The organism is Streptomyces sp. NPDC059398 (assembly GCF_042751845.1).
Classification (GTDB): Bacteria; Actinomycetota; Actinomycetes; order Streptomycetales; family Streptomycetaceae; genus Streptomyces.
On record NZ_JBHYWP010000149.1, the window covers coordinates 1 to 13,031 of the forward strand.

Below are 13,031 nucleotides of genomic sequence, written 5' to 3' on the forward strand. Positions count from 1 at the left end.
CAGCCCGGACCTCCCGCGCCGCCGGTGGTGTCACCAGGTGACGGGGAGTTCGTGGACGCCGTAGACGGCCATGTCGGTACGGAAGGGGACCTCGTCGAGCGGGCAGTCGAGGCGCAGGCCCGGCAGACGGCGCAGCAGCGCGGGGTAGGCGAGCTGCAGCTCGATCCGGGCGAGGTTCTGGCCGAGGCACTGGTGGGGGCCCGAGCCGAACGCGAGGTGCCTGCGCGCCTGCCGGTCGACGTCGAGCCGGTCCGGATCCGTGAAGACCTCCGGGTCGCGGTTGGCAACGTCGGTGGCGCAGATCACCGCGTCGCCGGCCCTGATGAGCTGACCGCCGACCTCGATGTCCGCGGTGGCGACCCGGCGCCGCCCCAGGTGGGTGATGGTCAGATACCGCAGGAGTTCCTCGACGGCGCCCGCCACCCGCTCGGGGGTGCCGTCGCGGACCGCCGCCAGCTGCTCGGGGTTCTGGAGCAGCGCGCAGGTACCGAGGGCGATCATGTTGGCCGTGGTCTCGTGCCCGGCGACCAGCAGCAGCCTTGCCTGTTTGGCGCATTCGTCGCGGGTGCTGATCCCGGTCACCAGATAGTCCGCCGCGAGCCGGCTGAGCAGGTCGTCACCCGGGTCCTTGGCCTTCTTCTCCACCAGGCCGCCCAGGTAGTCGACCAGTTCCTGCGAGGCGTCCAGGGCTTCCTGCGCGCTGCTGCGGGTGTCGATGATGACGGCGCTCGCCCGCTGGAAGAACCCGTGGTCCTCGTACGGGACACCGAGCAGCTCGCAGATGACCAGCGAGGGCAGCGGCAGCGCGAAGGAGGTGACCAGGTCGGCGGGGGGTCCGGCCTTCTCCATCCCGTCCAGCAGGTCGCCGATGATGCGCTCTATGCGCTCCCGCAGGGCCTGGGTCCTCTTGATCGTGAAGTCGCCGGTGAAGCGCTTGCGCTGCTCGTTGTGCTCCGGTTCGTCCATCGTGATGAAGGTGCGGTTGTGGGCCCGGGTGGCCTCACTGCCCGCGCTGAAGCTCGGATAGGAGGGCCGCCGGTTGTCGGCGCTGATGCGTTCGTCGCGCAGCAGCGCCACCTGGTCGGCATGCCGGGTCACGTACCAGGCCGTGGCGCCGTTCCAGAGCGTGACCCGGGAGATCGGCTCGGAGCTGAGCAGTCCGGACATCTGCGGCGGCGGGTCGAAGGGGCATCCGGCGGCACGGCGGGTGGAGTACGCGGGGGGTGCGGTGGGGACCTCGGTCATCGTCGTCCTTCCACGGTGGGTGCGGGGGGTGAGGGGCTTGCGGAACCGGGCCGTCCGTCAGGACAGGGTGATGGCGGCGGCCGGACAGATCTGTGCGGCCTCCTCCACAGCGGCGTGCTGCGCGGCGGGCGGGCTGCTGTTCAGTACGACGACGATCCCGTCCTCGTCCCGCTGGTCGAACACGTCGGGGGCGGCGAGCACGCACTGGCCCGCAGCACAGCATTTGTCGGTGTCCACGGTGATCTGCACGTCGTTCCTCCAGCATTGGCGTGAGCATGAGGGGATGAGCGCGTTACTTAACAAAAGTAACTTCCCGTGGACGGTAATACCCCGCTCGCCTCCCGGGGAAGCCCCAGTCCGTGCATAGGGCATCTTTCTGGCCACTTCCGGAGCGGAGCCGGAGGGGAAGCCGGAGAGGACGGCATGCGCGATCATCGTGGCGTGGACCATCCCGAACCCGACGACTCAGCCGCCCAAGACCTCTACAGATCGCTCGCCGACCTCGCCTACACGATGGCCGGCAACCGTGCCCACATGCGGCTGCGCCTCCAGGCGGAGGTCACAGTCGACCGTGCCTCCCTCGCCCTGCTGCGCACCCTCAAGGCGGCGAGGTCACCGCTGCGGATGGGCGAGATCGCGCAGGCCCTGCTGGTGCAGGCGCCCCATGTGACCCGGGAGATCCGCGGCCTGGAGGAGCGCGGCCTGGTCCGCACGGTCCAGGACCCGGGCGACCACCGGGCCCGCCGGATCGCCGTCACCCAGGAGGGCCGCGAGGTCGTGGAGCGCGCGGAGGAGGCGGGCCGGCGCTGGCTCGACGACGCGCTGGACGGATTCGACCCGCACGAGCTGGTCACTGCGGCCGCCGTGATCAACCGCGTCGTCGAGGCCTACCGCAACCCCTGAGCCCGGCCCCGCCCAACCGGACAGCACGGCGGGACAGGCGCAGCCGGACAGGGCACACACGGCTGGACACGAGCAGTACGCCCCCGGCGTCCATGACGTCGAGGGCGTACGCGTATACGGACCGGTGCGGGTCCCGTGGCGGTGCGGTCAGGCGCTCTGCCAGAGCCGGGTCATCACCCGTACACCGAACCGCAGTCCTTCGAGCGGCACCCGCTCGTCCACTCCGTGGAAGAGCCGCCCGTAGTTCAGGTCGTGCGGGAGCTTGAGGCCCTTGAAGCCGAAGCACCGGATGCCCAGGTGGGTGAAGGCCTTGGCGTCCGTACCGCCCGGATTGCAGTACGGCACCGGGTGGCCGTCCGGGTCCTCGGCGCGCACCGCGTCGCACATCGCGTCCACGAGCGGTCCGTCGAACGTGGTCTCCATCGCGAGGTCGTGGTTGACCCACTCCCGGCTGACCGAGGGCAGCAGCAGGGCGTCGATGGTGTCGATCAGCTCCTGCTCATGACCGGGCAGGAAGCGGCCGTCGACCCGGGCGGTGGCCCGGCCGGGGATGACGTTCGTCTGGTAGCCGGCCTGGAACATGGTGGGGTTGGCGGAGTTGCGGAGCACCACCTGGATGAAGTCCTTGACCGGGCCGAGCCGGTCGAGGGTGCCCTCGATATCGTCCTCGTCGAACTCGACCCCGTAGAGCCGGGCGGCCTCGGCGAGCAGCGCCCGCACCGGCTCGATGAGACGGATGGGGAAGGTCTGGCGGCCGATACGGCTGAGCGACTCGGCGAGGTCGGTGACGGCGTTCTCGTCGTTGGGCGACGAGCCGTGGCCGGCCCGGCCGGTGGCGGTCAGCTCCATCCACGCCATACCGCGCTGGGCGTTCTCGATCGGGTACAGCCTGCGCGTGTCGTCGATGGCGAAGGAGAATCCGCCGCCCTCGCCGATCGCCTCGGTGACCCCTGCGAACAGCTCGGGCCGGTGCTCGACGAGCCAGTGGCCGCCGAACTTGCCGCCCGCCTCCTCGTCCGCGAGGAAGGCCAGGACCAGGTCCCTGGACGGGCGGGTGCCGGTCCGGGCGAAGTCCCGGGCGGTGGCCAGCATGACGGCCACCGTGTCCTTCATGTCGATCGCGCCGCGGCCCCAGAGGTAGCCGTCGCGGATCTCTCCGGAGAACGGCGGCACCTGCCACTCGGACGCGTCCGCCGGTACGACGTCGAGATGGCCGTGGACCATCAGGGCGCCGCGCTCGCGGTCGGCGCCCTCGATACGGGCGATGACACTGGCCCGCCCCGGCGCGCTCTCGATCAGCTCGGACTCGATACCGACCTCGGCCAGCCGGGCCACGACCCAGTCGGCGCAGGCGCGCTCGTTGCTGATCGGGTTGGAGGTGTCGAAGCGGATCAGCTCGGCGCAGAGGTCGACCACCTCGCGCTGCGCCTCTTCGGACGCGGGAACCGTTCCGGCTGCTGTGGTTTCGGTGTCAGGGGTGTTCATGCCGCTCCCACGGGGGTGTTGTTGTCGGCGACGGGGAGGTCCGGGGAGGCCTCCAGCGTCGATGTGCCGTACGGCTTGATCCAGCCCAGCAGGCCCAGCGCCGCGTACAGCACGAATGCGGTGATCAGTGAGTTGAGCGCGGGGATGCCGCCGTCGTAGAACTTGCCGACGCAGAAGGCCGCGATCCAGATGACCAGGGACATCGGAACCCAGGTGGGCGAGGTGGCCGGCAGGGTCTCGGCGTCGCGGGTCTCGTCCAGCGGCTTGCGCATCCGGCGGACGATCCAGTACTCGGCCACGATGATCCCGCCGATCGGCGGGATGGCGACGCCCAGCAGGGACAGGAAGTCCGTGAAGTGGGTCATGATGCCGACCGCCGACAGGAGGGTGCCCGCGAGCCCCAGCACGATGGTGACCGCGCCGCGGTGCAGCCGCTTGCCGAAGACCACCTGGAAGAAGTTGACGACGCCGAGCGAGGAGCCGTACAGGTTCCAGTCGTTGACCTTGGCCGTGGACATCAGCACCACGATCACGCCGATGGCGCCCGAGGTGCTCAGGACGATGTGCGAGACCTGGTTGCTCTTGACGAGGTGGCCGAGGAGCACACCCGTCATACCGACAATGTACTCGGAGAGGATCATCGAGGAAGCGCTCTGCAGGAAGACGTGCGAGCCCCTCCTGTTGAAGCGGGTCATCTCCGGCGCGACGATGGCGCCCGTCATGAAACCGCCCGCGATCGCGGTGGCGGCCACCGCCAGCGAGATGTGCTGGGACGGCGCCGGCGAGTGGACCAGGTCCATGAAGGAGTGCTTGGTCAGGGTGGAGATGACCGACCAGGCGACCAGGGCGAAGAACAGCGGGGTGACGATCTTGGCGAAGACGGCCATGTACTTGAAGCCGAAGATCACCAGGGCCGTGACGGCCAGCCCGGCGATCACGCACCACATCCAGGAGGGGCCGCCGACCAGCGACGAGACGCTGTCGCCGAAGATCGTGTTCTGGACGCCGAACCAGCCCACCAGGCTGACCGCGATGACGAAGCTGACCAGCGCCGAGCCATTGCGGCCGAAACCGACCCAGCGGGTGAGCAGCGGCGTCGCCAGCCCTTCGCGCATACCGGCCAGGCCGATGGCGAAGATCACGATCTCCAGGGTCACCGCGCCCAGCGTGAAGGCGAGGAACGCCTGGCCGAAGGACATCCCGACGCCGATGGTGGCGCCGAGCGTGAACTGCGAGATGGAGCCGGACTGGGCCAGCCACTGGAGCAGCATGGTCCCGAATCCGAAGCGCTTGTCCCGCGGGACACGGGAGAGCGCGTAGTCGTCGCTGCCGACGCCCTTGGTGGCTGCGTCAGCCGATGGTGAAGTTGCCATTCATGACTCCCTGGGCTGACGGCCGAGGGTCTGCAGATGCGAAAGCGACCCATAGCGGTTGACGAGGTTGTCGAACTCCACGGCGTCGTGGAAGTCGAGTTGTCCGCCGGCGTAGACCTTGGCGGTCTCGACGGCGAAGCGGGCGGCGGACGCGATGTCCGTCTCGTGGCTCGCGCCCGTCTGGCACCCGGGCACCGCCGCGGCCGACGTGATCGCGAGACCGACGACCGGAGCGGCGGTCGCCGTGGCCGGCTGGAGGATCGAATTGATGTGGTGTGCCCCATTACCGTACGGAGTGATGTCCTGAGTCGTCACGGGGTACGTGACCAACGGCTCACCCGTCACGACGGCGAGCAGCTCGCCGAGCTGCTCGCTCACCCGCAGCACCCAGCCCTCCTTGACGGTGGGCGACAGGGCGAGGCCCTTGTGGTTGATGATGCGGTTGCCCTTGGTGGTGTCGATGGAGAGCACCGCCTCCATCTCGTCCGTCACCTCGTGGCGGTTCATGGTGGCGATGTCCACCGGCGAGCCCATGAACGGCACCGGGTCGTGCGGTTCGGTGGGCGCGTTCGGGCAGATGTGGGTGGCGACGATCACATCGCCGGGCAGGATGTCGCCCCGGCGGCGCATGTCGAGCAGTTTGGCGGCCGTGGCCAGGGCGGCGGCCGCCCCGTCGGCGTCCGAGACGAGCCCGGTCACCTCGGGCCTGGCGCCCACACCGCCGAGCCGGCCGACCACACCGAGGGTGCGGGCCGTGCCGCCCGACGAGCGGCCGCTGCTGCCCGGGATACGGACCCGTACGAAGTCGGTGGATCCGCGCTCACCGGTGACCGAGGTGACCTCGGCCCCCGACCCCTCGGGGCCCGCCACCGCGTCGAGGTACTCGACGGCACGCTTGCCGTCGGCCGCGGGATCGTCCAGCAGATCCACGATGTCCAGGACGTACTTCAACATGAGGGGCCTTTCTCGCTGCGTCAGCACCCACTGAGTTCCGGTGGTGCTGACAGCAGATTCGGGATCCGATAGCGTTGAACGCAACTGTTTCCCTTTATTTGCAATTAAGGTCTGGATGGTGAGATGACGATGGCCGAGATCGATCTGGACCGTCGCAAGCCCGCGGGCGCGCTGCAGACCGTCGACCGGGCGCTGCTGGTCCTGCTGGCCTTCGAGCGCACCCGGCCCGACTGGGGGGTCACCGAGGTGGCCGCCGAGTTCGGCTGGGACACTTCCGTGGCCCAGCGCCTGCTGTCGACGCTCGCGGGCCGCGGCTTCCTGGTCTCCGACCCGGCCACCAGGCGCTACCGGATCGGCCCCGCCGTACTGCGGCTGGGCCGGCAGTGGGAGCGCTCGGGCTCCCTCGAACTGCTGGCGGGGCCGGTGCTGGAAGAGCTCTGCCGCGCCACCGGCGACACCGTGCTCTTCTGCCTGCCGGACAGCTTCCACATGCGCTGTGTGGCGGCCGAGGAGGGCGAGGCGGGACCGCTGCGGTACTACCCGCTGGTCGGCGAGTTGTATCCGGCGCACGCCGGCGCCACCAGCAAGTCGTACTACGCGTTCCTCCCCGACGACCAGCGCCACCGGCTCTTCCGCGCCCGCCCGATGGCCCGCTTCACCGACCGTACGGTCACCGACGCCGATCTGCTTGAGCAGGAGTTCCTGCGCATCCGCTCCCAGGGATACGCGTGGACGGTCGGCGAGTACGACACCGGGATCGCCACGCTCGCGGTCCCGGTGTTCCTCGGCCGTGAGCCGTACGGCAGCCTCAGCCTCGGCGGCTCCCATGAGCGCTTCTCCGACGGCCCCGAGCCCCGGCTCGACAGCCTCCGGCAGGCCGCTCAGCTCCTGGAGAAGCGGCTCACCCACCCGCCCCAGCGCACCCGCCGCCCACGCGCCTGACCCTCCGGGCCCTTCCGTCCGCACGACCACGACCACGACCACCGGCCCACTTCCACCAGCCGCCAGAACCGAACCCAAGAACCCGAATCAAGAACCGAACCTCCCCCGTGACAAAGCCCCTTCACCGAAAGAGCGCCACCGTGAATCTGCTGTTGCTGTCCAACTCCACCCAGTACGGGCGGGGTTACCTGGAACACGCCCTGGACACCGTCACCGGCTTCCTGCCGCAGGGCGCCAGGCTCGCCTTCGTGCCGTACGCCCTGGCGGACCACGACACGTACACCGCACGCGTGCGCGGCGCGCTGGAGCCGGCCGGGATCTCCGTGCGCGGTGTCCACGAGAACGGCGACCCGCTGGCCGAACTGGCCGCAGCGGACGCCGTGTTCATCGGTGGCGGGAACTCCTTCCGGCTGCTGAGCGCCCTGTACCGTACGGGGCTGCGCGAGGCCGTACGCGATGCCGTGCGCGGCGGGCTCCCCTACATGGGCGCCAGCGCGGGCACCAATATGGCCGCCCCCACCCTCCGTACGTCCAACGACATGCCCATCGTGCAGCCGCCGTCCTTCGACACGCTCGGCCTGGTGCCCTTCCAGATCAACCCGCACTACCTCGACCCGGACCCGGGCAGCACCCACAAGGGCGAGACGCGCGCCGAGCGCCTGGCCGAGTTCCTGGAGGAGAACGACGTGCCCGTGCTGGGGCTGCGCGAGGGCAGCTGGCTGCGCGTGGACGGACCGGTGGCCACGCTTGCCGGGGAGCGGCCCGGTGTCCTTTTCACCCGGGGCGCGTCGGCCCGGGAGCTGCCGGTGGACTCCGACGTATCCGGCCTGCTCGGCACCGAGCCGCGGTTCGACTCCCCCGCGGTGTGAGGGACACCGCACGGTGAGAGGCGGACGGTGGCCGGCGCACAGCCGCTCACCACGTGCGCTGCGCCGGCCACCGGTCCGCCCGGCAACCATCCCCTCTCCGTGATTTGGCTCCCCCCGGGGCGCCGTCTAGAGTCCGTCTACAGTCCTGTAGATGGACCCAGACCATGGATGCCGCACGTCTCCCGCGGAGCACGGCAGCCCCGACCGAGCCTGAGAGTTCCGCCCTGATGACTGCTGTTTCCCCGGTGCCGCTGGCCTTCAACGGCTCACACATCGACGGTTCGCTGTTCACCACCGTCACGGACTTCGCACGGGACACCCGGTGGCTGAACGCCCCGCTGGAGTCGTGGACCGACATCGGCCTGGGCGTGTTCGCGGTTCTCATGATCGTCGGGTGGTGGCAGGCGCGGCGCCGTGACAGCGCGTCGATGGCTCTCGCGCTGGCCGTGCCGGTGAGCGTGGTGGTCGCCTTCGCCGTGGCCGAGGTGGTCAAGAAGCTCGTGTCGGAGGTGCGGCCCTGCCGCTCGATGCCGCACGCGTTCATCGTCGAGACCTGTCCGGTCCCGTCCGACTACGCCTTTCCCAGCGGCCACACCACGACGGCCGCCGCGACCGTCGCGGCCCTCTATCTGCTGAACCGGAAGCTGTGCGCGATCGCCGCGGTCTTCGCCCTCTTCGAGGGCTTCACACGGGTATACGTCGGCGCGCACTACCCCCACGACGTACTCGGCTCGGCTCTCCTCGCCCTGCCCGTCGCATTCCTGACCAGCCTGGCCCTGCGCCGCCTGGCCACCCCTCTGGTCGCACGGCTGCGCACCGGGGTGCTGGCCCCTGTACTGACCTCGGGACCGGCGGGGGCCCACACGGCCGGCTGACAGCGCCCGGAGGCCGCCGCCCACGTACAGGGGCGGCGGCCTCCGCATGTCAACGGCCCGTACGTCCGCGGTCTCAGCCCCAGAACGCCTGGGCCAGCGAGGCACCCACGAAGGCCGCGCCCAGTCCTGCCACCACACTCGCCGTGACATTGACAGCGGCGAAGAAGCGGGCCCCGTCCTGGGCCAGGCGCAGCGTCTCGTAGGAGAACGTCGAGTACGTCGACAGGGCGCCGCAGAGCCCCGTGCCGACCAGCAGCTGGACCTGCGACGAAGCCGCCCCTGCGGAGACCGCGCCGGTGACGAGCCCCAGGATCAGACAGGCGGAGACATTGACGGCGAACGTCCCCCAGGGGAAGACGGTGTCGTGCGACGACTGGACCCTGCGGTCGGTCAGATAGCGGAGCGGGGCGCCGACCGCGGCCCCGACGATCATGAGCAGCCAGTTCAACGTTCCTCCTCGCAGCGGTCGCGGCCGGCGCTCTGCGCGGGGATGAAGGGGCCCGCGTCGGGGCCGGAGCTGACGGGGTCGTCCACCAGCGGAATGGGGGCGTCTGCCACGTGGTTCTCCTACTCGGCGGTCACAGCGCGCACCGGGGCGCGCGCCAGCGCAAGCAGGGACCGTTGGCGGCACCATCGCCGCGGTTCGGGTACGGCGGGCCCCACCGCCGCGTGAGAGGCCACCGGCCTGCTCACTCTGCCCGGATCATACCGTGGGCCATGGAGCCCGCCGCAGGCGCCGACCGCCCGCAGGAGAGGCTCCCTGGTGCGGAACCGCGCGCCGGCTGACAGCCTCGGACACCTGCGCCCCGGTCGCCCGGGGGCACGGGCGCACAGAGCGGGAACCGCGACGCCGACGAGCACGACGAGAGGGAGGAGACCCGGTGGGCACGATCACCGACTGGCTGTCCGGGCTGTCGGGGGCAGCGGTCTACGCCGTCGTCGCCGCTCTGGTCTTCTGCGAGGACGCACTGTTCTTCGGCTTCGTCATCCCGGGCGAGAGCGCGGCCGTGATCGGCGGTGTGCTCGCCGCCCAGCACCGGGTGTCCGTCTACTGGCTCGCCCTGATCGTGGTGGTGGCGGCCGTCGCCGGGGACTCCGTCGGATACGAGATCGGCCGCAGGTTCGGGCCCCGGCTGCTCGGGGCGCGCGCGCTGCGCCGCCACCGCGGCAGCATCGAGTCCGCCCGCGACCTGATCCGCCGCAGAGGGCCGGTGGCGGTGTTCCTCGGCAGGTTCGTGGCGTTCTTCCGTGCGGTCATGCCCGCGCTCGCGGGCGCCTCGGGCATGCCGTACCGCACCTTCCTGCTCTTCAACGCGCTGGGCGGCCTCGTCTGGGGCATCGGCTTCACCCTGATCGGGTACGCGGCGGGCAACGCCTACAGCAGCATCGAGCACTTCGTCGGCCGGGGCGCCGCCCTGGTCTTCGTGGCCCTGGTCGTCGTCGTACTGGTGGTCAGGATCGTCCGGCGGCGCCGCGCCGGCGGCCAGGGCCAGGACGACGGCGACGACAGCCCGTCCGATCCGGCGGAGGACGGCGCCGGCGGCGACGGCGCCGGGCGCCACGGCGACTGAGCCCCCGTACCGCGGCTACGGCGCCGGGGGAACGCGCAGCGCCAGTACCGCGATGTCGTCGAAGTGCCCGTCGGTGAGGCGCGCCAGCAGTTCGTCGCAGAAGGTCTGGAGGGGCTCGTCCGCGAGGTTCGCCATGTGCTGGCGCAGTCTGGTGAATCCCCTGCCGATGTCCTCGCCGGGGCGTTCGATGAGCCCGTCCGTGTACAGCAGCAGGGTGGAGCCCGGCTCCAGTACGGTCAGCGCGTCCTCCCGCTCGATGGCCGGATCCACTCCGAGCACCGGTGCCAGCCCCTCCTCCAGCAGCCTGCTGCCGTCGGCCGGGCTCGTCAGTACCGGGGGCGGATGCCCCGCGTTGGTCCAGTGCATGAACCACGGGCCGGTGGGCGGCGTGTAGACGCGCGCGATGACCCCGGTGACCAGTTCGGTGGTGCTCAGCCCCTGCATCACTCCGTCCAGCCGCCGCATCACACCGGCGGGCGAGTCCCCGCTGTCGTACGCCAGCGACCGCAGCATGTTGCGCAGCTGCCCCATGCCGACGGCCGCGCTGAGATCGTGTCCGACGACGTCGCCGATGGCCAGGACGGTGGAGCCGTCGCTGAGCCGGAACGCGTCGAACCAGTCACCGCCGACTTCGGCCCCCTCCCGGGCAGGCACATACCGTGCCGCCAGGTCCAGGTGCTCGATTCCCGACAGGTCGGGCAGGAGCGAGAGCTGCAACTGCTCAGCCGTGCGCAGCTGGATCCCGTAGAGCCGGGCGTTCTCGACGGCGAGTCCGGCCCGGTGGCCCAGATCGGCCGCGAGGGAGATCTCCTGCTCCCCGAAGGGCTCGGCGGAGAGGGTGCGGACGAGGCTGAGCGCCCCGAGCACCTCTCTGCGTACCTGGAGCGGCACGATCAGCACCGTTCTGGCGTCCAGGGCGCGGTAGAGTTCCAGCTGCGCGCGGTGCAGTGTCCCGGCCCCCGCCTGCGCGTCGAAGCCGGTCACCGTCACCGGTCCGGCGCCGCGCAGCACCCGGGCCAGCGGTGCGGCGAACTCCTCGGACCAGGGCAGACTCTCCGGTGCCGGGGGCAGCTCACGCGCCGGGTCGCGGTGCACGGCGGTGAGCCGGCGCACCCCGCCGTCCACGACGAGATCCACCACGCACGCGTCCGCCACCTGAGGAACGATCAGCCGGGCCAGCCGGTTGAGCGCCTCTTCCGCGTCGAGAACGCTCGACAGGGCAGTGCTGGCGTCGGCGAGCAGTCGCAACCGGGCGGTCGCCCGCTCCAGCTCCTGCCTGACCGACGCGAGCCGGTCCTCCGCGTCGTCTGTGGCCACACCGCCAGTCTGCACCAGACGGCCGGTGCCACCCACCCGGGACGGCGGTGTGACCGGGCCGCGGGAAGGAGCGGGGTGCGGGTCGTTCACATGCGCCCCTGCCAGGACATCGTCGAGTTGATGGTCGGACCGGAGGTCGTGTCCCACTGGTTGAGGATGCCGTCCCAGTCATGCATCGGGCCGGTGGTGAAATCGCCGAGCGGGGGCTGCTGGTCCCAGGGGTTCTGCTGGTGGTCCCAGGGGTTCTGCTGGTGGTCCCAGGGGTTCTGCTGGTGGACCTGCTGGTGCGCGGCGGGGTAGTACCACTGCTGGGACGGCGTGGCGGAAGCCGCATCGGCCCCGGAGCGGCGGTGGCGCCCGGACCGGTCGGGCGGAGGAGCGGCGTAGGTGAGAAGGCCCTGGGTCTCCAGATAGTGCGCGCGGGCGACCAGGTGGGCCAGGTCGAGGCCGAGCTCGGTCGCCAGTACGGAGAGATCGACCCCGGTGCTCCAGGCGCCGACGAGTACGGCGTCCACGGCCGGCGAAGCAGTCGGCTCCTGGACCGGCTCGTCGGGAAGGGGCGCGCCACCGGGGGCCTGCGCGGGGCGCGGCGCCGGGATGGTGGCGCGGAACGACTGGGCGGACTCCGGTTCCTGCTGGAGCTGGCCGCTGTCCACGCACTCCATGGGAGGCGGCTCGGGGTGCTCGGCCGTGTGCTCCGTCAGGAGTGCCTGGGCCACAGCCCGCGCGTCGTCCTTGCCCACGGTGCGCCGGGCGAGGCGTACTTCGCGCTCCGGGAGCCCCAGCAGCCCCGCGACGGTGCTGTCGCTCCCGAGCGTCACCGCGAACGCGGCCAGCGTCCGTGTACGGACCGCATGCCCTTCGTCCAGTGCTCCCTGAGCACGGCGCACCTCTTCGTCATTCGCGCAGAACGCCTGTGCCAGCACGGCATGGCGCTCCCACAGCTCCCTTGGATCCATGCCCGCACCAACGCCGTATTGCCCGTTTTGAAACGACTTCACAGTGGATCACACTGCAAAAGGTGAAATCCCAGTTTATCGTTCCGCCGGATGCGGAGTTACCCGGGCGGGCGGCGGTCGTTACCCCCGACATGAACGCACGCGCGTCCGCCACCACCACAGCCAGGGGTTCTGCGGTATTCATCCCCTCCCCCGCACCGGCCCTGCAGGCTCCCACGCCGCAGCCGATGGCGCCCCAGAGCCCTCCCCGGTCACCGGGACGGCATGCGGGCGTTCACACCTTCGGCCGAATGGAGGCGAAGACACCGCTGTACGCCGAGCTGGCCGCCCAGTGGGCGGCACGCGGCGCCACCGTACCGGGGGCCCCGGACCCCGAATGGCGGCGGCTGATCTCCTACGAATCCCTTCTCGTCGAAGTCGAGTCCGTCCTCAGGGATCTGCGCCCGCACCGGGCTCCGGAGACACGCATGCTGTCCGGGCGGGCGACCTCGGGCAGCTGAGCGGAGACCGGGCCCTCTTCGCCGGGGGCCCGGCGACC

14 protein-coding genes are annotated in these 13,031 nt (G+C 70.8%); 6 read left to right on the forward strand and 8 right to left on the reverse strand.

Annotation, left to right across the window (positions count from 1 at the left end; all coding sequences use genetic code 11):
• Window positions 1–30 precede the first annotated feature (30 nt).
• Window positions 31–1,245: a cytochrome P450 gene (locus ACFXBC_RS33300; protein WP_385033225.1), complete on the reverse strand. Its 1,215-nt coding sequence runs from the start codon at window positions 1,243–1,245 to the stop codon at window positions 31–33.
• 57 nt (window positions 1,246–1,302) lie between these two features.
• Window positions 1,303–1,494: a ferredoxin gene (locus ACFXBC_RS33305; RefSeq protein ID WP_385033228.1), complete on the reverse strand. Its 192-nt coding sequence runs from the start codon at window positions 1,492–1,494 to the stop codon at window positions 1,303–1,305.
• A 192-nt stretch (window positions 1,495–1,686) separates the two neighbouring features.
• Here ACFXBC_RS33305 and ACFXBC_RS33310 point away from each other — a divergent pair, with 192 nt between their 5' ends.
• Window positions 1,687–2,148 (forward strand): MarR family winged helix-turn-helix transcriptional regulator, encoded by a 462-nt coding sequence (locus ACFXBC_RS33310; RefSeq protein WP_385033231.1) that lies wholly within the window; start codon window positions 1,687–1,689, stop codon window positions 2,146–2,148.
• Between the two features lie 147 nt (window positions 2,149–2,295).
• Here ACFXBC_RS33310 and ACFXBC_RS33315 read toward each other — a convergent pair whose 3' ends face one another.
• From ACFXBC_RS33315 to ACFXBC_RS33325, 3 genes are read right to left on the reverse strand one after another with little or no spacing between them, the layout of a single operon-like run.
• Window positions 2,296–3,633 (reverse strand): M20/M25/M40 family metallo-hydrolase, encoded by a 1,338-nt coding sequence (locus tag ACFXBC_RS33315; protein ID WP_385033234.1) that lies wholly within the window; start codon window positions 3,631–3,633, stop codon window positions 2,296–2,298.
• Window positions 3,630–5,006 (reverse strand): cytosine permease, encoded by a 1,377-nt coding sequence (locus ACFXBC_RS33320; RefSeq protein ID WP_385033237.1) that lies wholly within the window; start codon window positions 5,004–5,006, stop codon window positions 3,630–3,632. Before ACFXBC_RS33320 ends, ACFXBC_RS33315 begins: the two co-directional genes overlap by 4 nt.
• Window positions 5,007–5,960, reverse strand: a complete 954-nt coding sequence (locus ACFXBC_RS33325) for a DUF1177 domain-containing protein (protein ID WP_385033239.1) — start codon at window positions 5,958–5,960, stop codon at window positions 5,007–5,009.
• A 129-nt stretch (window positions 5,961–6,089) separates the two neighbouring features.
• On the opposite strand from ACFXBC_RS33325, the gene ACFXBC_RS33330 reads away from it, so the two are divergent.
• From ACFXBC_RS33330 to ACFXBC_RS33340, 3 genes are all read left to right on the forward strand, one after another.
• Entirely contained in the window at window positions 6,090–6,902 is an 813-nt protein-coding gene (locus ACFXBC_RS33330) for an IclR family transcriptional regulator (RefSeq protein ID WP_385033242.1), read from the forward strand.
• 140 nt (window positions 6,903–7,042) lie between these two features.
• Window positions 7,043–7,771: a dipeptidase PepE gene (gene pepE / locus ACFXBC_RS33335; protein ID WP_385033245.1), complete on the forward strand. Its 729-nt coding sequence runs from the start codon at window positions 7,043–7,045 to the stop codon at window positions 7,769–7,771.
• A gap of 227 nt (window positions 7,772–7,998) precedes the next feature.
• Window positions 7,999–8,646, forward strand: a complete 648-nt coding sequence (locus ACFXBC_RS33340; protein WP_385033248.1) for a phosphatase PAP2 family protein — start codon at window positions 7,999–8,001, stop codon at window positions 8,644–8,646.
• Between the two features lie 73 nt (window positions 8,647–8,719).
• On the opposite strand, the gene crcB is transcribed toward ACFXBC_RS33340, so the two are convergent.
• Window positions 8,720–9,094 (reverse strand): fluoride efflux transporter CrcB, encoded by a 375-nt coding sequence (gene crcB / locus ACFXBC_RS33345; protein WP_385033251.1) that lies wholly within the window; start codon window positions 9,092–9,094, stop codon window positions 8,720–8,722.
• 433 nt (window positions 9,095–9,527) lie between these two features.
• On the opposite strand from crcB, the gene ACFXBC_RS33350 reads away from it, so the two are divergent.
• Window positions 9,528–10,217 (forward strand): DedA family protein, encoded by a 690-nt coding sequence (locus tag ACFXBC_RS33350; protein ID WP_385033254.1) that lies wholly within the window; start codon window positions 9,528–9,530, stop codon window positions 10,215–10,217.
• 15 nt (window positions 10,218–10,232) lie between these two features.
• Here the strand turns inward: ACFXBC_RS33350 and ACFXBC_RS33355 are convergent, their stop codons facing one another.
• Complete coding sequence (locus ACFXBC_RS33355; protein ID WP_385033257.1) at window positions 10,233–11,534, reverse strand: PP2C family protein-serine/threonine phosphatase; 1,302 nt, start codon at window positions 11,532–11,534, stop codon at window positions 10,233–10,235.
• A gap of 86 nt (window positions 11,535–11,620) precedes the next feature.
• Window positions 11,621–12,493, reverse strand: a complete 873-nt coding sequence (locus ACFXBC_RS33360) for a hypothetical protein (RefSeq protein WP_385033260.1) — start codon at window positions 12,491–12,493, stop codon at window positions 11,621–11,623.
• 290 nt (window positions 12,494–12,783) lie between these two features.
• Between ACFXBC_RS33360 and ACFXBC_RS33365 the strand changes: the two genes are divergently transcribed.
• The gene (locus ACFXBC_RS33365; RefSeq protein ID WP_385033263.1) at window positions 12,784–12,993 is read left to right on the forward strand and encodes a hypothetical protein; all 210 of its coding nucleotides are present in this window, start codon (window positions 12,784–12,786) and stop codon (window positions 12,991–12,993) included.
• Window positions 12,994–13,031 lie beyond the last annotated feature (38 nt).